Genomic DNA, 23,364 nt, shown 5'->3' on the forward strand with positions numbered 1-23,364 from the left:
GCCAGGTCAGGCGTAGACGGAGATGAGGGAGCCGGCCACCACGTAGCGGCCCTGCTCATAGACCGACGCGGCCAGTCTGATTTCCTGGCCCTCCGGGAAGTCCTTGTTGCACAGTCCCCACTTCCCCGAGCCTAGGGTATTGACGCAGGCACCCGTTCGCGCGTAATTCGAGTAGAGCCAGTCGGCGGCCGCAGCATGACCATCCTCCCGGGTGTCCTGGACGAAGAAGTCGTCGCCGTTGGGCTTGAAACAAGCCTTTGCACCAGTCACGCTGGTGCAGGTGTAATCGCCGGTCGGGCCGCTGGAGGCAACCGCGTAGTTCAGTTCGTCGCCATAGTAGGCGAACGCGGCGGACGGCGTCATCAGGGTCAACGTCGCACCAACCACGGCGGCCAGGGCGAGGGACTTGCGACGGGGCATTCGCATGCGTGCTCTCTCATGATAGTCGTCAGGGATCGCCGAGCCACTAGGCCGTCCTTGGGCGTACGGTGCCGCCAGACGCCTTGTAACAGCTGGTCCTGGCCGGTTTCCGGTCTGTGCCAGAAGGCTCTGCAATTGGCGTCGACCGTCAGCGCCCGGCGTGGGTACCACCGGGAGCGCCGCTATGGCAGCCACGATCATTGCCTTCGCGAGACCGCGGTACGCAATATCGCACGCCCCCCTTGTCAGCTCCAGCGTGGCTCGACGATGTCACCCCGGGGGATACCGCTCAACGGGTGCGCATGAATCTTGAGCAAAGCTTGAGGCATACCGCAATCGGCGGTCACGCCGATCGCGACAACCGGCTGGCCCAGGGGTCGCGGTAGTGAACAGAGCGAGTCTCGACGTGTTCCGAGCACCGACCCCGATTATGCCCGGCCAGCCCCACCTACAACGCCACGGTCAATCCGGCCCGATCAGCCAGCGACTGCTCCAATACCGCACCGCCCACCTTCCGTAGAGCCAGTGAACCCTTTTCATCGTGGGTTCCGGCTGGTCTGGACGTGATGTAGGACGAGGATGGCCTGGACGATCGCGGTGGCGCGTCGGGGGCAGCAACGGAGCTTGGCCAGGATCTTCCCGCCCTTGAGGGTGGCGACGGCGCGCTCGCCGACGGCCCGGATCTTGGCGTGGTGCCGGTTGTCTACGCCTGACCCCGGCGGCCGTCGGTGAGCCCCGGTCTCGCCACGGCAGGCTCGGCCACCGAGGCAGGGCCGGCGTGCGCAGGTGTTCGTGGTGCACCGGCCTCGATGAGTTGGGTGGCGTTGGGACGGCGCAGCGAGTGGAAGTCGCCTCCGAGTCCGGTCTGGACGTCGTGGACCTCCACGCGCATCGTGGCTGGCAGCCATACGTGACGGTCGACGCGCGTTGACGGCGGCACCTCAGGGGCGTAACGGTCCGGAGTTGGCCCCCTTAGGCGCGGGGCTTGCCCTCAGTCGCGCGCACGTGCTGGGCACTCCTGGCGGTCGATCGGCCGATACGCTCGCCGCTGTGACCAACGCGCAACCAGTCCACAGCGGTGACGAGGCTCCCAGTACGGCGCTGGTGGAACGTGTGCTGGCCGAGGCTGCCGAAGTGCTGATCATCGAGGCGTCCACCGACGAACTCGACCGGCCCGAAGCGGCTCGGATTGTGGTGTCGGGCAGGGAAATCGCCGAGCTGACCACCCTGCTGGCCGTCGTCGACGGTGGCACCGGCGATCACTGTCGGTGCCTGGGATGGCCGACCATCCTCGTGTCGGATGCCGCCGGACGCGAGATCGCCCGCTGGACGCTGCACCACCAGACCGGCATCAGAGGCGTCGGCAGTTGCGATGCCGACCTCCGTGACGGCCCCGGCCTGACCGACTGGCTGGCTGACCGAGGTCTGACCGGATCGCGCAGGGCGCAGCAGATGCTGGCCCGTGTGGCGGCTGAGGAAGAGGCGCGTCGCGTCGAGTGGACGAAGGCCGCGCCGCCGGCCCTCGCCGAGGCTGCCGAGGCGGCGTCGCGCAGAGAGACCGGCGCGGAGGACAAGCTCGCCGACCTCGTACCCCGGCGGTACCCCGATCCGATCGAACGCATCCGGACCCTGGTGGAGTGGGCCGGCTTCCCGCCTCGCCACACGACCACGATGGGTGGCACGCCGTGGTACGAGCTGGCGCCCCTGCGCCTGCTGGCGGCCGAGCCAACCGGGTCGATCTTCAACGCGCTGACATCCGCACCGTTGACTCCGAGTCAACTCGACGGTGCCGCAGAGCTGTTCACGTCCCTTGAGTGGACTGGTTCGCGGCGCGCCGACCTTCCCGAGTCCCTGAGGTCTGCGTTGATCGCGCACGTGACGGCGACCGGGACCGATCCGATGAAGTTCCGCATGCGCCACGGATACGGCGCGGAGCCAACAGACCGACCATGACCCCCCGAGCGCCAGAGGGTGGAGTCCGCACCGGACGGTTCTTGAGCTGGCGCCCACCCTGCGCGCACGCGCAGCAGACGGGCCTGCTGCGCGTGCGGCTCTGGCGCGTGCCGCTGTGCTCAGGGGACGCCCATGGTCGAATTCCACGGGGCGCCCGGGGCGGCGGGGGACGGTGGCAGCCGACGCAGCGCTCGCACGGCGAGCGGCGCGCCCACCGCCAGGACGGCGACGACCTCCAGGGACGCGAGCGCGGCGAGCGCCCCGCGCTCCGCCTGGCCGTGGTGGTCGGGCAGGGTCGCGGCTCGCAGGGCGAGCGTGGCCGCGCCGAGCAGGGTGAGCGCCAGCGACCACGGCAGCGTGCGGGACGGGCGGCCGGAGACCCGAACGGCCAGATGGACCGCCATGGCGGCGGTGACCATCGCGCAGGACAGGCCCGGCCAGTCCAGCATTCTCAGCGTCGGCGTGCTCGCCTGGACGACGAACAGCGGCACGGGGACGAGGAGGATGCCGATCGGCAGCGCGAGGAGCCAGGGGCGGGGCCGCACCGGTGGGGCGCCGTGGTGGAAGGCCGCCATGGCGAGCAGCAGGAGGACGTCGACGAGCCGCATCGCCCAGGGCGCCACGGAGAGCGGCGCCACACCGGCGGCCTGTTCCACGGCGGTGGTGACGGCGGGAGGCACGACGGCCAGCAGGGCGACCGCCCGGGCCACGCGCCGGTGCCCGAGGACGAGCGCGACGTAGGCCGGCAACCACGCGTAGCCGGCGAGGTTCCACGCGGTGTGCCAGGCATTCCCGGTCGGGGTGAGTGCCAGTTCGGGCGCGGGAGCCGGCAGCCAGGCGATCTTCCCGGAGAGCCACAGCGCGACGGCGATGCTCGCGGTGACCATGACGGCGTGGGTCAGCATCGCCATCAGGGTCGCCAGTCGCACGGCCTCTCCCCAGGCGTACGAGCGCGGTGACGCGTCGGCCCCGCCGAGACGCAGCCGGACGGCGAGGGACACGATGCTGGCGACCTCCGACAGGCTCGGCCGGCCGTAGTCCGTCAGGTATGCGGTGGTCTCGGGGTCGCCGGTGTCCATGCTGTCCAGGAACGCGGCGACCATGTCGTCCTCCCACTCCTGCCGGTATCCGGCGGGCAGCAGCCGCAGCACGAGGCGGTAGCGCGCCTCCAGCCGGCTCACGACGACGACCCCGTGATCGGGCTGCGGTGGGCGCGCAGCCGGGTCGAGGCGAGGCGCGCGTTGGCGGCCATCCGTTGCGCCTCCGCCTCGAGGGCGTGGCGGCCCCGCTCGGTCAACCGGTAGTACCGGCGCAACCGTCCCTGCCACGCCTCCTCGCGGTCCAACTCGACCAGGCCGTCGCCGACGAGCCGGTCCAGGGCCCCGTACAGGGAGCCGATCTTCAGCCGCACGCGGCCCCCCGACAGCTCCGCCACGTCCGCGACGATCCCGTAGCCGTGCCGCGGAGCGTCGAGCAGCGCGGTGAGGATGAAGAAGGCCGGTTCTGTCATCGCCCTGGTACTCATCCGCCCAATATAATGGAAGGCAAGATATGATGCGAACCGGCGGGCCCACACGCCGGGCTCTCCGGCCCCGGGCACGCGCGGAGCCGACGACAGGAGGAGCGGTCATGGGAGACGGTGACGCGGCGGACGCCGGAGACCTGGGCGGGCCGGATTTCGCTCCCGCGATACCGGCGGTGGAGAGCAGCGCCGTCGGCGCCCCTCCGACCAACCGGGCGGCCATCGTGCTGGGGCCCGGATACAGCGGTCACGTGACACTGCCACGGACCTCGCACCGGGCTCAGCCGCCACCTCCGGCAACGGGCGGCGACCTCGGCGGTGGAGCGGAAACGGATCCGCCGCCGGCGCACCACGACCGGCGCCGCTCAGCCACCTGACGGCCCGAAGCGCGCGAACGGCAGGTGCGGGCCCGGCCGGCGCACCCTCTGGACGGTGGCGCGGGTGACGGTCTCCTTGAACCGGGCCGAGGCCCGACCGGTGAGCATCGCGGCGACGGGGCTGTCGTCGGACCGGACGAACTGGGTGAGCCCGTCGCGGCGGCCGACGCTGATGTTCTGCCACACGTACCGCACCCGGGCCGGCCCCGGCTCACGACCGGTCAGCCGGGCCACGACGATGTCGGCCACGCTCACGCCCATGGGCAGGCCGGTCTGACACGACATCCGGGACGTCCGCCCGTCCGGGGTGGGCAGCGCCGCCGCGTCGCCCACCGCGTACACCTGGGGGTGGGATGTCGACCGCAGCGTCTCGTCGACGGTGATCCGGCCGCGCGCGTCGACGCCGAACCCGGCCGCGCGGGCCAGCGCCGGAGCCCGGAAGCCGGTGGCCCACACCACGGCGTCCGCGGCCAGGTCCGTCCCGCCGCCGAACACCAGCCCCCGATCGGTGACCTCCGTGACGGAGGTGCCCTCGTGGACCGCGACGCCGACGCGCCGCAGCGCTCGACGCAGATACTCTCCGCCGCGCGCAGACAGGCCCTCGCCGAGCGCTCCGGCGGTCACCAGCGCGATCCGTCGCGCCGGGTGCGCCTCAGCGAGTTCAGCGGCGGTCTCGATCCCGGTCAGGCCGCCGCCGACGACGGCCAGCACGCCGGTACGCGGCGGGTCGTCCGCGAGGTGGTCACGCAGCCGGACGGCGGCGTCGAAGCTGGCGACGGCGAACGCGTGGGCCGCCGCGCCGGGGACGCCGTCGAGATCGGCGACGCTGCCCAGGGCGTAGACCAACGTGTCGTACTCGATGCGGTACGGCGCGGCGCCCAGCCGAACGGCCCGCGCGGCCGGGTCCACGGCCGTCACGTCGGCGACGACGAGCCGCACGCCGGTGTCGCGGACCAGGTCGCGCAGTGGCAGGTCACGCAGCCGCTGACCGGCCGCGAGCTGGTGCAGCCGGACCCGCTCGACGAAACGGTCCCGCGCGTTGACCAGGGTCACGGTGGCGTCCGTGCCCCGAAGCCGTCGGGCCATCCGGTTGGCGGCGGTCAGTCCGGCGTAGCCGGCGCCGGCCACCACGATGCGGTGCGTCATGGTTCCTCCCCAGTGTGGTCGTCGGTGGCTTGAACCGGCGACCGGGTCGATCCGTGACGAGCCGGGATGTGACCCCGCTCACGCCAGCTGCGACGCGGCGAACCCGAGCTTGGCCGGGCTCGCCAGGAGGCGGACGGCGGTGACCCGCGACTCCGCGATCTCCAGGGCGACGACGGCCAGCAGGTCGCGGTCCTTCGTGAAGACGGCGGCCGGCTCGCCGTTGACCTCGGCGACGCGTACCCGGACGCCGGCTGCCTCCGGCCGTCCACCCAGGCCGAGCCAGTACCGCGCCACCCGGTCCCTGCCGCGGACCGGCCGCCGCGCCACCGCGGCCTCCCCGCCGCCGTCGGCCCAGCTCACGACGGTATCGGCGAGCAGTGCCTCCAGGCCGGCGACGTCGCCGTCGAGCGCCGCGGCCAGGAACCGCTCGACGATCCGGGCGTGCTCGCCGCCGTCGACCGACCGGCGCCGACGCGGCCGGTCCAACTGCTGCCCGGCGCGCCGGTGCAGCTGCCTGGCGTGCGCCTCGTCGACGTCCAGGATGTCGGCGATCTCCCGGTACGAGTGCTGGAACGCCTCCCGCAGCACGAAGACCGCCCGCTCCCGTGGCGTCAGCCGTTCCGACAGCACCAGCAGGCCCAGCGACACCGACTCGCGCTGCTCGACCGTCTCCAGCGGACCGAGCGTGCCGTCGCCGGTCAGCACCGGCTCCGGAAGCCACGAACCGACGTACCGTTCCCGGCGCGCCCGGGCCGAACCGAGCTGGTTCAGGCACAGGTTGGTCACCACCGTGGTCAGCCATGCCTCGGGCACGTCCACCGGATCCGCGGCGGCGTCGCGCTTCAGCCACCGCAGATACGACTCCTGCACGACGTCCTCGGCCTCCGCCGCGCTGCCCAGCATCCGGTACGCGAGGCCGAAGAGCCGCGACCGGTTCGCCTCGAACCGCGCCAACACGTCGTCATCCACGCCACCAGCGTCCGCCATGGCTTCGTGCGTGGATTCCCCGGCTCCTGCGGGGTCGCGCGGGCTTCCCCCTCCGCGCCGCGACCGGCCGACGTGTCGCCCTCGTCGGCGACCGTGGCCGGTCGGGCGCCCGGCTCAGAAGGTGTGCAGGTCCAGGGTGATCCCTTCCGGTCCCCCGGCACGGCTCACCGCGACCCAGTCGTCCCCGGCGCCAGCGAGCCAGCCGGGGTATCGGCCGAGTTGACGGCCGGTCGGCACGTCGTAGACGAGCACGGCCGGCCGGCCGTCCGTCTCGCCGCTGACCGCCACGAGCCGCCCGATCACGCTCGAGCGCCAGCTCGCCGACGCACCGGAGAGGCCCGGATCCGGGGCGGTCCACCGTGGCGCGCCGGTGGCCATGTCGAGCAGGGCCAGCTCGCCCTCGTCGGCGTTGCGCCGCACCAGCACGGAGCCGCCGTCTCCGTCGATGGGTACGCCGGCGGTGGCGGCCTCCCACCGCACCTTGCCGGTGCGCAGGTCGACCAGCTGCGGCCGCTCGGCCGCGGTGACCGCGACGAGCCGGGTGCCGGCCCCGATCAGGACCAGCCCGCTCCGGTAGTTCGCCAGCCGCTTGGCGCACTCGCCGTCCTCCTTGCGCCCGCTGAAGACCTCACCGGACCAGCCTCGGGCACCGGTGGCCGCGTTGACGGTGGCGATGCTGACCGTGCACCGCTGGTCACCCCGGGGCGGATCGTTGTCGGTGGCCACCAGCAGGTCACCGACGACGAAGCCGTACCAGGCGCGGTTCGGCAACCGCCCGGCGCCGGCCTTACCGGTGGCCGTCGCGACGGCGGTGTAGGCGCGGGCGGCCGAGTTCAGCCGCACCGCCACGTACGGCACGGTCGGCGGGGCGTACGGCGCGCGCGCACCGAGCGCCACGTCGCTCACCCGGGCGAACCGGTCGGCGGGCAGTTTCCAGAGCTGACGACCGTCCCGCACGTCCCGGGCGATGACCACACACCTCGCCGACTGCCCGGCGCCGGCGCACTCCCTGTTGTAGACGACCCGTTGCTGGACGACGACGTCCTCGGTGTCCCCGGCCCGCCAGCGGGTGGCGCCGGTGACCGGGTCGAGCACCTCCAGCGGCCCTCCGTCACTGGCGCTGACGACGACCAGACCGTCGGCGACCGCGTACTGGTAGCTCGTCGAGACCGGATGGCGCCACCGCTCCTGCCCCGTGGACCGGTCCACCCCACGCAGCTCCCGCTCGTCGGGCACGACGACCACCTGGCCGATCTGCGCCAGTTGCTGGTCGAGGCGGCCGACCGACACCGACCAAACCGGTTCCGGGCCCTCCGGTCCCGGTCGGGTGCCCCTGCCCCGCAGGCTCTCCTGGCTCACCTCGACGCTCGGCCCCGGCGGCTCCGGTGGCTCCGCCCGGGGCCGGGTGCAGGCGGCGAGCCCGACGACCAGGCTCAGGGCCACGCCGGCGTGGCTCCAGCGGGGTGGGCGGTACGACGGCGACAACGGTCTCTCCCTCGATCGGTGGCGAGGCCCCACGGTAGGACCCGCCCGCACCCGGCGACGGGGCGGTGCGGTCGCGACCCTCACCGACCCGGCCCGGCGCCCCGGCAGGCGCGGCCCACAGTGGGCGGATCGCCGGCGGACCTTGACCGTCGATCGTGGTCGGCTTAGCTTCATCAATCAGAAAGGTGTCTTTACTAATTCCGTCCCTCGTCGTGGGAGTGCCGATGCGACCATCCCGCCACCGCCGCCTCACCGCCCTCGTCGCCCTGGCGACCGTACTGGTCACCGCCGCACCGCCGACCGCGGCGAGCGCGGACGGCAGCCCGGACCGCCGTGCCGGTTACCACCGCGTCGGCTACTTCACCCAGTGGGGCATCTACGGCCGGGCCTTCCCGGTCAAGAAGCTCGACACGTCCGGTGCGGCAAGCCGCCTCACCCACGTCAACTACGCCTTCGGCAACGTCAGCGAGGACGGGCGCTGCTACGTCGACGGTGGGCCGGGCGAGGGTGACGCCTGGGCCGACTACCAGCGTCCCGTGCCGGCCGAGGAGAGCGTCGACGGCGTCGCCGACGCCTGGGGCGAGCCGCTCAACGGCAACCTCGGCCAACTGGCCAAGCTCAAGGCCAAGCACCCCGGCCTGAAGGTGCTGATCTCACTGGGCGGCTGGAGCTGGTCGACGTACTTCTCGAACGCCGCCCGCACCGACGCCTCCCGCCGGGCGTTCGTCGCCTCCTGCATCGATCTCTACCTCAAGGGCAACCTCCCCGTCCTGGACGGCGGCAGCGGCGGCCCGGGGGCCGCCGCCGGCGTCTTCGACGGCATCGACCTGGACTGGGAGTGGCCGAACTGGCCGGGCGAGCCGGGCAACGTGGTCCGCCCGGAGGACCGCCAGAACTTCACCAAGCTGCTCGCCGAGTTCCGCCGGCAACTCGACGCGTACGGCCGCGAGACCCGCAAGCACTACCCGCTGACCGCCTTCCTGCCGGCCAACCCGGCGACCATGGACGCCGGGTACGAGGGTCGCAAGATCTTCCGGTACCTGGACTTCGCCACCGTGCAGGGATACGACTTCCACGGCGGCTGGGACGCGGTGACCAACCAGCAGTCGGCGCTGCGCGTGCCGGCGGGAGCGCCGGACAGCCCGGACTTCTCCGTCGAGGTGGCGATCGACGGCTGGATCGCCCGCGGCGCCCCGCGCGACAAGCTGGTCCTGGGCATCCCCTACTACGGTCGGGGTTGGACCGGCGTCGCCGGGGGTGGCAACGGCCTGTTCCAGCCCGCGGCCGGGCCCGCGCCGGCCACCTTCGAGGCCGGGTACGAGGACTACCGGCGGCTCAGGACCCTGGCCGGCAGCGGCTTCACCGTCCACCGCGACCTTCGTGCCGGGCACGCCTGGCTGTTCGACGGCACGACGTTCTGGACGTACGACGATCCAGCGGTCGTGCTGCAGAAGACCCTGTACATCCGGCGGGCCGGCCTGGCCGGAGCGATGGTCTGGTCGTTGGACGGCGACGACGACAACGCCACGTTGACCAGGACGATCAGCCTCGGACTCACGACACCGTAGCGCTGCTCGGAGGGCGCCGGGGACGGGGCGTCACCACCCCGTCGGCGGAGACCCGGGCCACCCGGGTCTCCGCGGCACCTCCCCCGCGCCTTGCCCCACCCACGGGTGCCCGCGTGCCGGGCCGCGTCGCCGTCGCACCCGTTAGAGCTGTTGGTGCCGCGGACGGTCAGGCCGAACCTATCCGCAGGGCACGCTCTTGGGCTTGGCGCCGGTGCCTCGGGTGATCGAGAAGACCACCGGGATGTCGAAGGTGGGATCCCGCGCGTCGACGGTCGGGTGGATGGACCTGAGGACGACAACCCTGATCCAGCTGCCCGACAGCTCGGGGACGACGACCGAGTCGCCGACGGTCGAGCCGTTGACGGTGCAGTTGAGGGCCGACGTCAACACGAAGAAGCCGATGCCGTCCTGGCTGTTGTAGGTCACGCCGACATCCACCGTCCCGTCGGAGGTGCGGCCGGTGTCGCCGACACCGACGGTCACCCGCTGGTTCAGCGCGGGGTCGGGCTGGTTCGGCCCGGGGACGGGGGCCGGGCTCGACGTCGTCGGCGACATTTGTCCGCGGGTCGGTGTGGGAGTCGCTGTCCCGACGCCGGTCGCTGACGGCGCCTTCCCGAGGTCCGGCACCTGGCGACCCCGCTCGCGCGCGTCGGAGAACATCCCCACCTGCTGCGCGGCGAGCAGCAGGACCAGCAGGAGCAGCGCCGCCGCGCCGCCGGCGGCGGCGAGCCGCGCCGGGTGTCGCGACGGCGCCGACGGAACCCGCGGGGCGGGTACGGCGGTGGGGGCGCGATTGCGGGCGATGGCTATCCGGTGCCCCTCGTTGCGGCTGCGGCGTTGCGGCGTCGGCAGGCCGCGGTCGCTCAACTTCCGCTCGACGTGGCCGAACAGCGTCTCCATGTCGAGTGGGTCGGGACCATCCGGCACCCCGTCACGCAGCGTCTCCACGAGCGCCCCGGTGAACGCCGTGTAGTCCGCGTCGGGCGGGGCCACGGCCAGGGTCCCCTCGGCGGTGGCCGTCATCAGGTAGGCGCCGTCGACCACCGGGGGGTCGGCGGTACGGGCCGACATGTAGCCGGTCATGGCCTTGCCGCTGTAGCAGCAGTCGAGGATGACGACCTTCGCCCGGCACCGACGAGCGGTCAGCACCACCTCCCGGCGTATCTCGTCGAAGTGCACGGCGTGGTGCAGGCGCGCCGGGCTGCCCTGCGGAAGGCCGAGATACAGCCGCGAGTGCTGGTCGAGCAGTCCGTGGCCGGCGAAGTAGACGACGAGCGCGTCCCGCGCGGATCGGGCGGCCTCGTGGATCGGCTCCAGGATCTCCACGCTCGACGACGGATCGAGCACGACGGCGCAGTTGGCCGCCGGCAGGCCCCACACCGTCGGATCGGTCAGCAGCCCGGCGAGCGTCGTGACGTTGGCGGCCACGGCGGGCAACTCGTCCATCTGCTGGTATCGCGAGACGCCGATCAGGACCGCGCGCGACTCGGCCGGGTCCGACAGACGGCCCATCACCCGACCTGCCGTGGACCCTCGCCCGGGCCGGTGGCGTCGTCGGCCAGGAAGGCCCGGATGACTTCGGCGTCCACCTGCCGCGGGTCGCCGATGGTCAGTGTCCCGCCGTCCGGCCGGGTGATCGTGACGGGCTCCGGCCGGGAGCGGGACTGCCGCCAGGAGGCCACGGCGAGGGCGAGCGCGGACAGGCTCGTGGCCTGGGTGAGCACGATGTCGATGACCTCCAGCGCGCCCATCCGGGTCGGGTCCGTCGCGACCGCGCACACCTCGGCGCCCCGCGCCAGCTCCAGATCGGACCGTAGCCAGACATACAGCGTGTGGATCTCCTCGCCGCCGTCCACGGCGATCCGCACCCGCACCACGACCTCCCGACCGTCCGGTGACCTTTCGGTCACAGTACCCATCGCCGCGTAGTCGCCGCCGACATCGAATCACCGACGTCGATCCACGCGGCGACGGGTGCGGTGGGAGGATCCGGAGTGCCGAGGACGAGGACGAAGGAGGGTGCCGTGCGTTACGTCGACGGTCCGACTGTCGAGTGCGACCTCCACCTGGCGGCCGATCCGGCCCGGGTGTGGAGACTGGTCACGGACATCGAGCTGCCCGCGCGGTTCAGTCCGGAGCTGCGCCGGGTGCGCTGGCTGGACGGCGACCGGGGGCCAGCGCTCGGCGCCCGGTTCGAGGGGCACAACCACCACCCCCTGCTGGGCGAGTGGCGAACCGTCTCGCAGGTCGTGCGGTTCGACGAGCCGGAGGTCTTCGGCTGGGTGGTGCTCGACCCGGACGACCGCTTCGGCGGCGGTCCCGTCGACCTGGCGTACCCGGCCGCCACCTGGCAGTTCCGGCTCAACCCGGAGGAGGACGGCTGCCGGCTGTCGCACCTCGTACGGATCGGCCCCGGCCGCACCGGGCTCAGCCTGTTCATCGACCGGGCCCCCGAGAACGAGGAGCAGATCATCGAACATCGGCTGACCGCCCTGCGCGACGGCATGACCGCCACGTTGCGGGGCATCCGGAACCTCGCCGAGCAGCCGCACTGACCACGGCGGCGCCGCGCGCCGCCCGGCCCGCCGACCGGCTCCCGTACCCTGACCGGTTGGAGCTGCGGCACGGCGCTGCGAGCCGGTGGATCGGCGAAGCAGGGGTTCTCAGTTGCCGGCGGAATGGTGAACACTGCCAGAGGCCGCCGTGTCGCGGCGCGCACATCGTTGGTCCACAGGAAGGCTCGGTCGGGTGTTCAGTCGTGTCGCCATCGTCAACCGTGGTGAGGCCGCCATGCGGCTCATTCACGCCGTACGGGACCTGGCCGCGGAGACGGGGACGCGGATCGAGACCGTCGCCCTGCACACCGACGTCGACCGCACGGCCACCTTCGTCCGCGAAGCGGACCTGTCCTACGAGCTGGGTCCGGCGTTCGCGCGCCCGTACCTCGACCTGAAGGTGCTGGAGCGCGCGCTGGTGGAGACCGGCGCCGACGCCGCGTGGGTCGGCTGGGGCTTCGTGGCGGAGGACCCGGCGTTCGCGGAGCTGTGCGAGAAGGTCGGGGTCACCTTCGTCGGCCCCAGCGCGGAGGCCATGCGCAGGCTCGGCGACAAGATCGGTGCGAAGCTGCTCGCCGAGGAGGTCGGCGTGCCGGTCGCGCCGTGGAGCCGCGGCGCGGTCGAGACCCTGGACGCCGCCCTGGCGGCGGCGGCCGAGATCGGTTACCCGCTGATGCTGAAGGCGACCGCGGGCGGCGGCGGGCGCGGCATCCGCGTGATCACCAACGAGGTCGAGCTCGCCGACGCCTACGAGCGCACCAGCCAGGAGGCCGCGCGGGCGTTCGGCAGCGGCGTCGTGTTCCTGGAGCGTCTGGTCACCGGCGCCCGGCACGTCGAGGTGCAGGTGATCGCGGACGGCGAGGGCACCGCGTGGGCGCTCGGCGTCCGCGACTGCTCGGTGCAGCGACGCAATCAGAAGGTCATCGAGGAGTCGGCCTCGCCGGTGCTCGACCCCGCGCAGGCGGCCGAGCTCAAGGCGTCGGCCGAACGCCTGGCCGTCGCGGTCGGTTACCGCGGCGCGGCGACCGTCGAGTTCCTCTACCATCCGGGCGACAAGCTGTTCGCGTTCCTCGAGGTCAACACGCGCCTGCAGGTCGAGCACCCGATCACCGAGTGCACCACCGGGTTCGACCTGGTCAAGGCGCAGCTCCGGGTGGCGGCCGGCGGCCGGCTCGAAGGCGAGCCGCCGGCGGAACGCGGGCACGCCATCGAGGCCCGGCTGAACGCCGAGGATCCCGACCGCGACTTCGCGCCCTCCCCCGGCCGCATCGCGCGGCTGGACCTGCCGGCCGGGCCGGGCATCCGGGTGGACACCGGGGTCAGCGAGGGCGACACCATTCCCGCCGACTTCGACTCGATGATCGCGAAGATCATCGCCTACGGCCGCGACCGTGACGAGGCGCTCGGCAGGCTGCGCCGGGCGATGGCCGAGACCACGGTGATCATCGAGGGCGGCGCGACGAACAAGAGCTTCGTGCTCGACCTGCTCGACCAGCCCGAGGTGATCGACGCCAGCGCGGACACCGGCTGGATCGACCGGGTCCGCGGCGAGGGCAGGCTCGTCTCGAACCGGCACTCCGCCGTCGCGCTGGCGGCGGCCGCCATCGAGGCGTACGAGGAGGAGGAACGCGCCGAGCGGCAGCGGTTGCTGTCCACGGCGTTCGGCGGACGCCCGCAGGTGCAGCACAAGAGCGGCCGGCCGCTGGACCTCAAGCTGCGTGGCGTCGGCTACCGCGTGCGCGTCGCACGGGTCGGCGCGCACCGGTTCCGGGTGGGCCTCGAAGCCGGAGGCGACGTCCGCACCGCCGACGTCGAGCTCGAGCGCTTCGACCGGCACACCGGGCAGATCGTCGTCAACGGCATCCGGTACCGCCTGCTCACCGGCACGCACGGGCCGGTCCACCTGGTCGAGGTGGACGGTGTGACGCACCGGGTCAGCCGCGACGAGGGCGGCGTCGTCCGCTCCCCCGCGCCCGCGCTGGTCGTCGCCACGCCGCTGGAGGTCGGCGCCGAGGTCGCGGCGGGCGCGCCGGTGCTGGTGCTGGAGAGCATGAAGATGGAGACGGTGCTGCGGGCGCCGTTCCGGGCGCGGCTGAGGGAATGCGCCGTGTCCGTGGGCAGCCAGGTGGAGACCGGCGCCCCGCTGCTGCGACTGGAGCCGCTCGCCGACGACGCCGACGCCGAGGACACCTCGGCCGCCGAGTCCGTCGAGCTGGACCTGCCCGCCGCGACCGGGGAGGTTCCGGCGCTGGAACGCCTCACGCGCGGCCAGGAGGACCTGCGCAGCCTGCTACTGGGCTTCGACGTCGACCCGCACGACGACCGCCGGACGCTCGACGACTACCTCGCCGCCCGCCGGGCGGCCACCGAGGACGGCTACCGACCGCTGGCCGAGGAGTTCGAACTCGTCGACGTGTTCGCCGACCTCGCCGAGCTGAGCCGCAACCGGCCGGCGGGCGAGGACGGCGGTGGTGGCGGCCACGTCTACAGCGCCCGCGAGTACTTCCACACCTACCTGCAGTGCCTCGACGTGGAGCGGGCCGGGCTGCCGGAGTCGTTCCAGGCCAAGCTCGCCAAGGCGCTCGGGCACTACGGCGTCACCGACCTGGAGCGTTCCCCCGAACTCGAGGCCGCGGTGTTCCGGATCTTCCTCGCCCAGCAACGCGCGTCCGCCGACGCGACGGTCGTCGCGACGTTGCTGCGCGCCTGGCTGCGGGAGCCGCCGCCGGACGAGGCGCTGCGTGAGCCCGCCGGTCTGGCGCTGGAGCGACTGGTGGCCGCGACGCAGGTCCGCTTCCCCGTGGTCGCCGACCTCGCGCGCGGCGTGGTGTTCGCCTGGTTGGGCCAGCCGTTGCTCCGCCGCAACCGAGCCCGCGTCTACGCGGGCGTCCGCAAGCACCTGCGCCACCTGGACGCGCACCCGGACGCGCCGGACCGCGCCGAACGCATCGCCGAGATGGTGCGCAGCACCGAGCCCCTGGTGCGGCTGCTCGGCCAGCGGCTCGTCCGCGACGCCCTGGACCACACGGTCATGCTGGAAGTGCTGACCCGGCGGTACTACGGCAACAAGGGCCTCACCAGCGTCCGCACCCGCGAGGTCGCGGGCTGCACCTTCGTGGTCGCCGAGCGGGCGGACTCGTGTGTGGTCTCCGCCGCGGTGAAGTTCGACGCGCTGGGCAGCGCGCTGCGCGGGCTCGCGGAGCTGGCGGGCGGCGAGGACGCCGTCGACGCCGACATCTATCTGGCCTGGGAGAACCAGCCGGAGGGCTCCGAGGCGATGGCGGCCGCGCTGCACGAGGTCGTCAGCGCCCACCCCCTGCCGAACCAGGTCCGCCGACTCACCACCACCGTCGCGGGCCGCAGCGGCGCGGTGATGCACCACCACTTCACGTTCCGCCCGTCGACCGCCGGGATGACGGAGGAGCGGCTGGTTCGCGGCCTGCACCCCTACATCGCGCAGCGGATGCAGCTGGAGCGGCTGCGCAAGTTCGACCTCACCCGGCTGCCGTCGTCGGACGAGGAGGTCTACCTGTTCCAGTGCGTGGCGCGGGAGAACCCGTCGGACGACCGGCTCGTCGCGTTCGCGCAGGTACGCGACCTGACCGAGCTGCGCGAGCACGACGGCAGGCTGGTCGCCCTGCCGACGGCCGAGGACACGATCGCCACCTGCCTCGACTCCATCCGGCGCGCCCAGTCGCGGCGACCGTCGAAGAAGCGCCTACCCACCAACCGCATCGTGGTCTACGTCTGGCCGCCGAGCGAGCTCACCCGCGCGGAGCTGGAGATGATCGCCGGGCGCGTGCGGCCGACGACCGCGGGTGCCGGGCTGGAGGAGATCCTGTTCATCGCGCGGCAGCGCGACCGGAGGACCGGCGAGCTGACCAAGATGGCCGTGCGCATCTCCTTCGACGCCACCGGCGGTGCCGAGCTGACCGTCGGCGAGCCGTCGGACGAGCCGATCGAGCCGCTCGACGACTACCGGCAGAAGGTGCTGCGCGCGAGCAGCCGCAACACGGTGTACCCGTACGAGCTGACCGGCCTGCTCGGCGACTTCGTCGAGCACGACCTCGACGCGAACCACGCGCTGGTGCCGGTCGACCGGCCCAAGGGCCGCAACACGGCGGCGATCGTCGCGGGCGTGGTCACCACCCCGACCCCGCGGCACCCGGAGGGCGTCACCCGGGTCGTGCTGCTCGGCGACCCGACGAAGTCGCTGGGAGCGCTGTCGGAGCCGGAGTGCCGCCGCGTGATCGCCGCGCTGGACCTGGCCGAGCGGCTGCGGGTGCCGCTGGAGTGGTACGCGCTCTCCTCCGGCGCGCGGATCTCGATGGAGTCCGGCACGGAGAACATGGACTGGGTGGCCGCGGCGCTCAAGCGGATCGTCGAGTTCACCCAGGACGGCGGCGAGATCAACATCGTGGTCGCCGGCATCAACGTCGGGGCCCAGCCGTACTGGAACGCCGAGGCGACGATGCTCATGCACACCAGGGGCATCCTGGTGATGACGCCGGACTCGGCCATGGTGCTCACCGGCAAGCAGTCGCTGGACTTCTCCGGCGGCGTGTCGGCCGAGGACAACTTCGGCATCGGCGGCTACGACCGGGTGATGGGCCCGAACGGGCAGGCGCAGTACTGGGCGCCGAACCTGGTCGCCGCGCGGGACGTGCTGATGTCGTACTACGACCACACGTATGTCGCGCCCGGCGAGGAGGCGCCCCGGCGGGCGACCACGACCGATCCCGCCGACCGCGACATCTCCGACTTCCCGCACGCCATGGCGGGCAGCGACTTCACCACCGTCGGCGAGATCTTCTCCGCCGAGGCCAACCCGGATCGCAAGAAGCCGTTCGACATCCGTACCGTGATGCGGGCGCTCTCCGACCAGGACCACCCGGTGCTGGAACGCTGGGCGGGCATGGCCGACGCGGAGACCGCCGTGGTGCAGGACGTGCACCTCGGCGGCATGCCGGTGTGCCTGCTCGGCATCGAGTCACGGTCGGTGCCGCGACGCGGCTTCCCGCCCACCGACGGCCCGGACACCTACACCGCGGGCACCCTGTTCCCGCGGTCGTCGAAGAAGGCCGCGCGGGCGATCAACGCGGCCAGCGGCAACCGGCCGGTGGTGGTGCTGGCGAACCTGTCGGGCTTCGACGGCTCGCCGGAGTCGATGCGGAAGCTGCAACTGGAGTACGGCGCCGAGATCGGCCGCGCCATCGTGAACTTCCGCGGGCCCATCGTGTTCTGCGTGATCTCGCGGTACCACGGCGGCGCGTTCGTGGTGTTCTCCAAGGCGCTGAACCCGAACATGACCGTGCTCGCGTTGGAAGGCTCGTTCGCCTCGGTGCTCGGCGGCGCCCCCGCCGCGGCGGTGGTGTTCTCCGGCGACGTCAACGCCCGTACCGCGGCTGACCCGCGCGTGCGGGAGTTGGAGGCCCGCGTCGCGGCCGCCTCCGGCGCCGACCGCGCCGCGTTGACCGCGGAGCTCGACGAGCTCCGCTCGGCGGTCCGCGCGGAGAAGCTCGGCGAGGTGGCCGCGGAGTTCGACCGGGTACACAACATCCAGCGCGCCGTCGAGGTCGGCTCCGTCGACGCCGTCATCCGCGCCGCGGAACTGCGCCCACGGATCATCGAGGCCATCGAGGCCCGCCTGCGCTGACCCCCCGGTCCCCGTCGCCGGCGCGAGCCGCGACGTCGAGCCGGGCCGCCGTCAGGTTGGCCCGGCTCGGCGCGGCTCCCCGCCGGCTCCCGCGGACCGTGCGCACCCTGCGGGCTACCCGTGCCCGTGCGGACGTGCTCGCGGCGGCGGTGAGCGACTGTGCCGCGGAGGGCGAAGCTCAGGCGGATGCCGTTCGGCTGCTCAGGGCGCGGGCGAGCCTGCGGACGGCCTCGTCCATGAGGTCCGGTGGCGCGGCGGCGTAGGTGAGGCGCAGGTGCGGCGCCGGGGGTTCGGCGGCGTACCACGGCCGCCCGGGAAAGACCACGACGCCTTCGGTGGCCGCGGCGGCGGCCAGTGCGACGTCGTCGGTGCCGTCGGGCAGGCGGACCCACAGGTGCAGGCCGCCTCGCGGAACCGCCGGCGGGGCGAGGTGGGGCAGGTGCCGCGCCAGCGCGGCCAGCAGCGCCCCGCGCCGCGCCCGCAGCGCGGCGCGCACGGCCCGCCGGTGCCGCGCCCAGGCCGGCGAGGTGACGAACTCGAGCGTGGCCTGTTGCAGCGGGCCGGCCACGAAGAAGTCGTCGAGCAGCCGGGCCGCCCGCAGCCGGGCGCCGGCCGGGCCGCGGGCGCCGATCGCGGCGACGCGGAGCCCGGGCGCGGCGGACTTGGTCAGGGAGCGCAGGTAGATGACATGTCCGTCGGGGTCGTCGGCGGCCAGCGGGGCGGGGGCTTCGCCGTCGACGGTGAGGTCCCGGGCGTAGTCGTCCTCGATCAGGAAGGCCCCGGCGTCGCGTACGGCGGCGGAGACGTCGGCGCGGCGGTGGGCCGCCAGGGTCGCGCCGGTGGGGTTGGCGTGCAGCGGCTGGCAGTAGAACAACCGGGCGCCGGTGCGGGCGAACGCGGCGGTCAGTTGGTCGGGGCGCACGCCGTCGGCGTCGGCGGGAACGGGCACCACACGCAGCCCGGCCGCGCGGGCCGTGGCCAGCGCGCCCAGGTAGGTCGGCGACTCGACGAGCAGGGTGTCCCCCGCGGCGGCGAGCGCGCGGAGCGCGGAGGAGAGCGCGGCCTGCCCGCCCGGGCAGATCACCACGTCGCTCGCGCTCAGCCCGCCGCCGGTCTCGCGGGCGAACCAGGCGCGCAAGTCCTCCCGCCCCTCGGCCGGACCGCGTTGCCACGACGCGGGCTGCCGCGCGGCTCGGGCGAGCGCGGCGCCGAGCGCGGCGGCCGGCTGGAGATCCGGGTCCAGGTAGCCGCCGGACAGCGGTATCGCGCCTGCGGGCGGTAACGCCAGTAACGCCTGCATGTCCTCCTCGCCCGCTGGGCGGGGGCCGAGCGCGACCGTCTGCCAGGACAGGTCCGACACGCGCTGCCGCGTGGGCGCGGCGGCCACGAACGTACCCCTGCCCGACCGCGCCTCGACCAGCCCCTGCGCCGCGAGCTGACGGATCGCCTCGGTGACCGTCACCGGGGAGGCGTGGTGCCGCGCGGTCAGCTCGCGCACCGACGGCAGGCGGTCCCCGGGATCCGCGCCGGCCACCAGCCCGCGCAGATCTTGGATGACGCGCTCGACTGCGCTACCGTTGTCCATGAGAGGGAAGAGTAGCGCTACTGCCACCAGCACGGTAACAACGGACCGCACCCTCGGGCTCGTCCTCGGAGCGCTGGGCGTACTGGGCTTCAGCATGTCGCTGCCCATGACCCGCGTTGCCGTGCATGAGCTCGACCCCTGGTTCGTCGCCTTCGGCCGGGCCGTCGGCGCGGCGCTGCTGGCCTGGGCGTACCTGAGGTCCACGGGCGCGCCGCGACCCCACCCCGGCCAGTGGCGGCGCCTGTCGATCGTCGCGCTCGGCGTCGTCGTCGGCTTCCCCTTACTCACCTCGCTGGCCCTGACGACGCAGACCTCCGCGCACGGCGCGGTCGTCATCACCGTGCTGCCCGCCATGACCGCGGTGTTCGCGGTGCTACGCGCCGGAGAACGTCCGCCGCCGCTGTTCTGGGTCGCGAGCATCGGTGGCCTGCTGGCGGTGCTGGCCTTCCTGGTCGTCAGCGGCACGGTGAGCGGCGCCCCGGCCCTCGCCGATCTGTACCTGCTCGCGGCGGTCGTGCTGTGCGGCCTGGGATACGCCGAGGGCGGCGCGCTCGCCCGCGAGCTGGGTGGCGCCCGCACGATCTGTTGGGCGCTGCTGCTCTCGCTGCCCGTCACCCTGCCCAGCACGGCCGTGGCCGCCGCGGTCCACCCGCCGCACGCGGGCGCCGTCTCCTGGGCGGCGTTCGGTTACCTCACCGCGGTCTCCATGTTCCTGGGCTTCTTCGCCTGGTACGCGGGCCTCGCTCGCGGCGGCATCGCGCAGGTCGGGCAGATCCAGCTCACCCAGCCCGTCCTCACCCTGGTCTGGTCGGCGCTGCTGCTCGGCGAGGCCGTCCCCCCGGCGTCGGTCGGAGCCGCGTCCGTGGTGCTCGCCTGCGTCGTCCTGACCCAGCGTTCCCGCGACGGCGCACCGGCACCCGCCGCAGCAGAGGCGTGAGCCGCCTCGCCCCGGCCGGGTTCGCGGGCACGCCGCTCGGCATGGTCGCAGGCCCACGCGGCCGCTCCACCGTCCACCCGGATCGCGGCCCCGTGGTCGCCGGGGTGCGAGCAGGCGCCGCACCGCGACGCGGTCGTGCCGGCTCGACCTGCCGGCACGCTAGCGTCGGGGCGATGCGTACCCCGTCCGGACCGGCCGCCCTGACCACGGCCGAACGTGCGATCGATGCCCGCTTCCGCGCGATCCTGGCGCGGCTGCCCCGGCGCGGACCGGCCGCCTGGCTGACCGAGTTCGCGGTCTTCGGGCTCAAACAGGCCTGGGCGTGCGTGTTCGGTGGGGCGATGCTCGCGGTCATCCTCGCGGCGCATCTCTGGTATCCGAAGGACGCGGCGTTCGCCCGCAACGACTTCCTGACCCTCGCCGCGGTGGGCATCCAGATCGCAATGGTGGCCGGACGCCTGGAAAGCCTGCGCGAACTGCGGGTGGTGATCCTGTTCCACCTCGTCGGCACGGCCATGGAGCTGTTCAAGACCCACATCGGCTCGTGGTCCTACGCCCCCGACGGCGTCCTGCGGCTCGGCGGGGTGCCCCTCTTCAGCGGCTTCATGTACGCCGCGGTCGGCTCCTACCTGGTCCGGGTCAACCGGCTGTTCGACCTGCGTTTCGACCGCTACCCGAAGCGCTGGACGACGGCCGTCGTGGCCGCCGCGATCTATGCCAACTTCTTCACCAACCACTACGTCTTCGACATCCGATGGTTGCTCATCGCCGTCGTCGCGCTCGTGTTCGGACGCTGTGTCATGCACTTCCGCATCTTCCGGTCGCGTCTGCGCATGCCGCTCCTGCTCGCCTTTCTCCTCGTCGCCCTCTTCATCTGGCTCGCGGAGAACATCGCCACCTGGTCACAGGCCTGGCTGTACCCCAGCCAGCTGGGCGGCTGGCACCCGGTCTCGCCGGCCAAGCTCGCGTCGTGGTTCCTTCTCATGATCATCTCGGTCGTGATGGTCACCTGGATCTCGCCCCCGCGGCCGCCTGACGACCGACAGGCGGCCGCGGCGACGGGCGCCGACACGGCGGAGCTTCCCCCGGTCTCCCGGACGGGTTGAGCCGGATCCTCGCGGGTGCTGCCGCGGAAAGGACCCAGCCGGCGCGCAGACCGGGGAGCACCCCGGCCCCCCGGAGATGTCAGAAGGTGCGCCGGTACAGCGAGCAACCCCGGCACACCTCGGGCGGATCCTCACCGGCGAGGCGCCGGCGGAACTCGCGGTACGCCTCGCCGTGCCAGATCTGCGGGAAGCTCTGCTCACCCAGCCGGCCCAGCGAAACCCGGTCGTCGCCCATCACCATGCAGCACGGCTGCACGACGCCGGCGCTGGTGATGTAGGCGGCGTCCCAGGGCCAGGAACATCCTCGCTCCGGCGGCGGGCTCGGGGCGGCCGGAACGCCGGCCTGCGGCAGACGGATGCGCACCCCGTGCTCCCGGGCCACCCGGCCCGCCTCGGCGAAGGCGTCGGCGGCGCGGCCGGAATCGGTACCGGCCCACAGCGCCTGGTCGGTGGTGAACTGCCGGATCTCGTCGTACCGACCGGCCGGATCGGCGTCCGAGAAGCTGTGCGAGAGGTTCTGCACGTGCAGCTCGTCCACGCCGATCCGGGCGAGCAGGCGCACCAGTTCCGGCAGCTCGGTGACGTTGTCCCGCATGGCCACGAACACCACCCGGAGCCACGGGGTGGCGCTGCCCGCGGCCCGCTTGGCCCGTACCAGGCCGGCGAGGTTGGCCACCACGGTGTCGAAGTCGGCGCCGTCGCGGACCGCCTCGTAGGCGGTCGCCCGGGCGCCGTCGAGCGAGACGTGCAGCCAGTCGACCCCGCTCGCCACCAACTCCTCGGCACGGCGCCGGGTGAGCAGGGTGGCGTTGGTGTTGAAACCGACCGTGATGCGCCGCGCGACGGCCGCCTCGATCATCTGCATGAGGTACGGCGACAGCAGCGGCTCGCCCAGGCCCTGCAGGGTCAACCGGTGCAGCCCCGGCATCTCCCCCAGCAGCCGGTGGAACAGCTCCGGTCGCATCGCGCCGGCGAGCTTGTTCACCGGCGGCCGGTACCGCACCAGGCACATCATGCAGCGCAGGTTGCACGCCGAGGTGATCTCCAGCTGCAGGTGTGACGGCAGTGGGGGATCCATGATGTCGGCCGGCATGTCACCGGATGCCCGGAACGTACCGGATGAAACCAGCAGGGACCGCCTCGCCTGCCGACCGCCTTACCTGTCTCCCCCGGCACCGGCCGGATCAGGTCGTCCGCAGGTACTCCTCCCAGGACACCTTCGGGGTGACGGCCGGGCCGTCGTCGGCGCCCCGGTTGGCCAGCCCGTTGAGACCGAGGTAGTAGTCGCCGGCCTGGTGCTGCGCGTTCACGGCCTGGTCCGTGTCGGCCAGGGCGATGGCGTGGATGTGGTAGGGCCAGTTTCCCTGCTCCGGCGTGCGCAGCCAGGCCGCGAAGCCCACCCGGCGCAGTTGTCGCACGACGTTGGTCCGGTAGGTGGTGGACATGCCACTGACGGAGAGATCCAGGGCCCCGCCCCCGTCATGGGTGCCGGCAGAGGCCGGGTTGCTGACGTTGTACGAGCCCTGGGTGATGGTCAACTGCGCGCCGAGCAGCCGCTCGGCCTCCAGCAACATGGCCCTGGTACGCGTGTTCACCTGCACACCGCGGAAGGCCACGACGCTGCCCGGCGACAGCACCCGGGTCACCGTGAAACGCTGCTCGCCCAACAGCCGCAGCGAGGTCTGGCCGGGAAGGCCCGTGGCGTCGAGGCCCGAGTATCCCAGCGAGCGCTGGTAGGCGGCGTAGGCCGCGACGGTGCTGGTGCCGAAGTGACCGTCGACGTACGTGGCGGCGAGGAATCCCCGGGCCTGCAGGGCGCGCTCCACCTGCAGGACACTCTCCCTGCTGCCGACGGTGATCGCCGTGTCCGCCCGACGCGGATCGATCTGTGCGGCCTTGATGAGCGCCTCCATGTCCACCACGGGAAGGGCCGCCTGGGCGGCCTGCCCCGTGACCGCCGACCCGACCGCGACAGCAGCGGCGGTGGTCAGCAGGTTTCTCCTGGTCAGCACTTTTCCTCCCGAAGGATGGACGCGGCCCACACCAGCGGCACAGGCCCGACGAGGG

At 73.0% G+C, this 23,364-nt stretch carries 17 protein-coding genes and 1 pseudogene; 6 read left to right on the forward strand and 12 right to left on the reverse strand.

Annotation, left to right across the window (positions count from 1 at the left end; genetic code table 11):
- Positions 1 to 6 precede the first annotated feature (6 nt).
- Positions 7 to 426 carry a hypothetical protein gene (locus tag ACSNOB_RS02285; protein ID WP_436684886.1) on the reverse strand — a complete coding sequence of 140 codons (420 nt, stop codon included), beginning with the start codon at positions 424 to 426 and terminating at the stop codon, positions 7 to 9.
- Positions 427 to 956: 530 nt separating this feature from the next.
- Positions 957 to 1,121: pseudogene (locus tag ACSNOB_RS02290) on the reverse strand (IS5/IS1182 family transposase); the annotation flags it as partial.
- A 349-nt stretch (positions 1,122 to 1,470) separates the two neighbouring features.
- Between ACSNOB_RS02290 and ACSNOB_RS02295 the strand changes: the two are divergent.
- Positions 1,471 to 2,373, forward strand: coding sequence for a hypothetical protein (locus tag ACSNOB_RS02295; RefSeq protein ID WP_436684888.1), 903 nt, complete (start codon positions 1,471 to 1,473; stop codon positions 2,371 to 2,373).
- 119 nt (positions 2,374 to 2,492) lie between these two features.
- Here ACSNOB_RS02295 and ACSNOB_RS02300 read toward each other — a convergent pair whose 3' ends face one another.
- The 5 genes from ACSNOB_RS02300 to ACSNOB_RS02320 all read right to left on the reverse strand — a co-directional run bounded on the left by ACSNOB_RS02300 (position 2,493) and on the right by ACSNOB_RS02320 (position 7,890).
- Positions 2,493 to 3,554: a hypothetical protein gene (locus ACSNOB_RS02300; protein WP_436684890.1), complete on the reverse strand. Its 1,062-nt coding sequence runs from the start codon at positions 3,552 to 3,554 to the stop codon at positions 2,493 to 2,495.
- Complete coding sequence (locus ACSNOB_RS02305; RefSeq protein ID WP_436684891.1) at positions 3,551 to 3,898, reverse strand: PadR family transcriptional regulator; 348 nt, start codon at positions 3,896 to 3,898, stop codon at positions 3,551 to 3,553. Before ACSNOB_RS02305 ends, ACSNOB_RS02300 begins: the two co-directional genes overlap by 4 nt.
- Before the next feature lie 362 nt (positions 3,899 to 4,260).
- Positions 4,261 to 5,418 carry an NAD(P)/FAD-dependent oxidoreductase gene (locus tag ACSNOB_RS02310; RefSeq protein ID WP_436684892.1) on the reverse strand — a complete coding sequence of 386 codons (1,158 nt, stop codon included), beginning with the start codon at positions 5,416 to 5,418 and terminating at the stop codon, positions 4,261 to 4,263.
- A 78-nt stretch (positions 5,419 to 5,496) separates the two neighbouring features.
- Positions 5,497 to 6,387, reverse strand: a complete 891-nt coding sequence (sigJ, locus tag ACSNOB_RS02315) for an RNA polymerase sigma factor SigJ (protein WP_436684894.1) — start codon at positions 6,385 to 6,387, stop codon at positions 5,497 to 5,499.
- A gap of 132 nt (positions 6,388 to 6,519) precedes the next feature.
- Positions 6,520 to 7,890 carry an outer membrane protein assembly factor BamB family protein gene (locus tag ACSNOB_RS02320; RefSeq protein ID WP_436684895.1) on the reverse strand — a complete coding sequence of 457 codons (1,371 nt, stop codon included), beginning with the start codon at positions 7,888 to 7,890 and terminating at the stop codon, positions 6,520 to 6,522.
- 224 nt (positions 7,891 to 8,114) lie between these two features.
- Between ACSNOB_RS02320 and ACSNOB_RS02325 the strand changes: the two genes are divergently transcribed.
- Positions 8,115 to 9,458 (forward strand): glycoside hydrolase family 18 protein, encoded by a 1,344-nt coding sequence (locus tag ACSNOB_RS02325; protein ID WP_436684897.1) that lies wholly within the window; start codon positions 8,115 to 8,117, stop codon positions 9,456 to 9,458.
- A gap of 177 nt (positions 9,459 to 9,635) precedes the next feature.
- Here the strand turns inward: ACSNOB_RS02325 and ACSNOB_RS02330 are convergent, their stop codons facing one another.
- Together ACSNOB_RS02330 and ACSNOB_RS02335 are read right to left on the reverse strand one after the other, a co-directional pair.
- Positions 9,636 to 10,970 carry a caspase family protein gene (locus tag ACSNOB_RS02330; RefSeq protein ID WP_436684899.1) on the reverse strand — a complete coding sequence of 445 codons (1,335 nt, stop codon included), beginning with the start codon at positions 10,968 to 10,970 and terminating at the stop codon, positions 9,636 to 9,638.
- Entirely contained in the window at positions 10,970 to 11,368 is a 399-nt protein-coding gene (locus ACSNOB_RS02335; RefSeq protein ID WP_436684901.1) for an effector-associated constant component EACC1, read from the reverse strand. The genes ACSNOB_RS02330 and ACSNOB_RS02335 overlap by 1 nt, the downstream gene beginning before the upstream one ends.
- A 114-nt stretch (positions 11,369 to 11,482) precedes the next feature.
- On the opposite strand from ACSNOB_RS02335, the gene ACSNOB_RS02340 reads away from it, so the two are divergent.
- Both ACSNOB_RS02340 and ACSNOB_RS02345 read left to right on the forward strand, forming a co-directional pair.
- On the forward strand, positions 11,483 to 12,013 hold the full coding sequence (locus ACSNOB_RS02340) for an SRPBCC family protein (RefSeq protein ID WP_436684903.1): 531 nt from the start codon (positions 11,483 to 11,485) through the stop codon (positions 12,011 to 12,013).
- A 193-nt stretch (positions 12,014 to 12,206) separates the two neighbouring features.
- Positions 12,207 to 17,669, forward strand: coding sequence for a carboxyl transferase domain-containing protein (locus ACSNOB_RS02345; protein WP_436684904.1), 5,463 nt, complete (start codon positions 12,207 to 12,209; stop codon positions 17,667 to 17,669).
- A gap of 178 nt (positions 17,670 to 17,847) precedes the next feature.
- Here the strand turns inward: ACSNOB_RS02345 and ACSNOB_RS02350 are convergent, their stop codons facing one another.
- On the reverse strand, positions 17,848 to 19,254 hold the full coding sequence (locus tag ACSNOB_RS02350) for a PLP-dependent aminotransferase family protein (RefSeq protein WP_436684906.1): 1,407 nt from the start codon (positions 19,252 to 19,254) through the stop codon (positions 17,848 to 17,850).
- Between ACSNOB_RS02350 and ACSNOB_RS02355 the strand changes: the two genes are divergently transcribed.
- Positions 19,253 to 20,191, forward strand: coding sequence for a DMT family transporter (locus tag ACSNOB_RS02355; RefSeq protein WP_436684908.1), 939 nt, complete (start codon positions 19,253 to 19,255; stop codon positions 20,189 to 20,191). The two genes, ACSNOB_RS02350 and ACSNOB_RS02355, sit on opposite strands and share 2 nt — an antisense overlap.
- Positions 20,192 to 20,364: 173 nt before the next feature.
- A complete protein-coding gene (locus ACSNOB_RS02360) occupies positions 20,365 to 21,297 on the forward strand; it encodes a DUF817 domain-containing protein (protein ID WP_436684953.1) in 933 nt (310 codons plus the stop codon).
- 79 nt (positions 21,298 to 21,376) lie between these two features.
- On the opposite strand, the gene ACSNOB_RS02365 is transcribed toward ACSNOB_RS02360, so the two are convergent.
- Both ACSNOB_RS02365 and ACSNOB_RS02370 read right to left on the reverse strand, forming a co-directional pair.
- Positions 21,377 to 22,375 (reverse strand): radical SAM protein, encoded by a 999-nt coding sequence (locus ACSNOB_RS02365; protein ID WP_436684910.1) that lies wholly within the window; start codon positions 22,373 to 22,375, stop codon positions 21,377 to 21,379.
- A gap of 106 nt (positions 22,376 to 22,481) precedes the next feature.
- Entirely contained in the window at positions 22,482 to 23,309 is an 828-nt protein-coding gene (locus tag ACSNOB_RS02370) for a peptidoglycan-binding domain-containing protein (protein ID WP_436684911.1), read from the reverse strand.
- Between the last annotated feature and the right edge of the window lie 55 nt (positions 23,310 to 23,364).

The organism is Micromonospora sp. URMC 106, assembly GCF_051386395.1.
Classification (GTDB): Bacteria; Actinomycetota; Actinomycetes; order Mycobacteriales; family Micromonosporaceae; genus Micromonospora.

Excerpts from the sequence above, each read along its gene's own strand:
- ACSNOB_RS02285 (WP_436684886.1), bottom strand. The coding sequence starts at position 426 with ATGCGAATGCCCCGTCGCAAGTCCCTCGCCCTGGCCGCCGTGGTTGGT.
- ACSNOB_RS02305 (WP_436684891.1), bottom strand. The coding sequence starts at position 3,898 with ATGAGTACCAGGGCGATGACAGAACCGGCCTTCTTCATCCTCACCGCG.
- ACSNOB_RS02310 (WP_436684892.1), bottom strand. The coding sequence starts at position 5,418 with ATGACGCACCGCATCGTGGTGGCCGGCGCCGGCTACGCCGGACTGACC.
- ACSNOB_RS02325 (WP_436684897.1), top strand. The coding sequence starts at position 8,115 with ATGCGACCATCCCGCCACCGCCGCCTCACCGCCCTCGTCGCCCTGGCG.
- ACSNOB_RS02330 (WP_436684899.1), bottom strand. The coding sequence starts at position 10,970 with ATGGGCCGTCTGTCGGACCCGGCCGAGTCGCGCGCGGTCCTGATCGGC.
- ACSNOB_RS02355 (WP_436684908.1), top strand. The coding sequence starts at position 19,253 with ATGAGAGGGAAGAGTAGCGCTACTGCCACCAGCACGGTAACAACGGAC.
- ACSNOB_RS02350 (WP_436684906.1), bottom strand. The coding sequence starts at position 19,254 with ATGGACAACGGTAGCGCAGTCGAGCGCGTCATCCAAGATCTGCGCGGG.
- ACSNOB_RS02360 (WP_436684953.1), top strand. The coding sequence starts at position 20,365 with ATGCGTACCCCGTCCGGACCGGCCGCCCTGACCACGGCCGAACGTGCG.
- ACSNOB_RS02365 (WP_436684910.1), bottom strand. The coding sequence starts at position 22,375 with ATGGATCCCCCACTGCCGTCACACCTGCAGCTGGAGATCACCTCGGCG.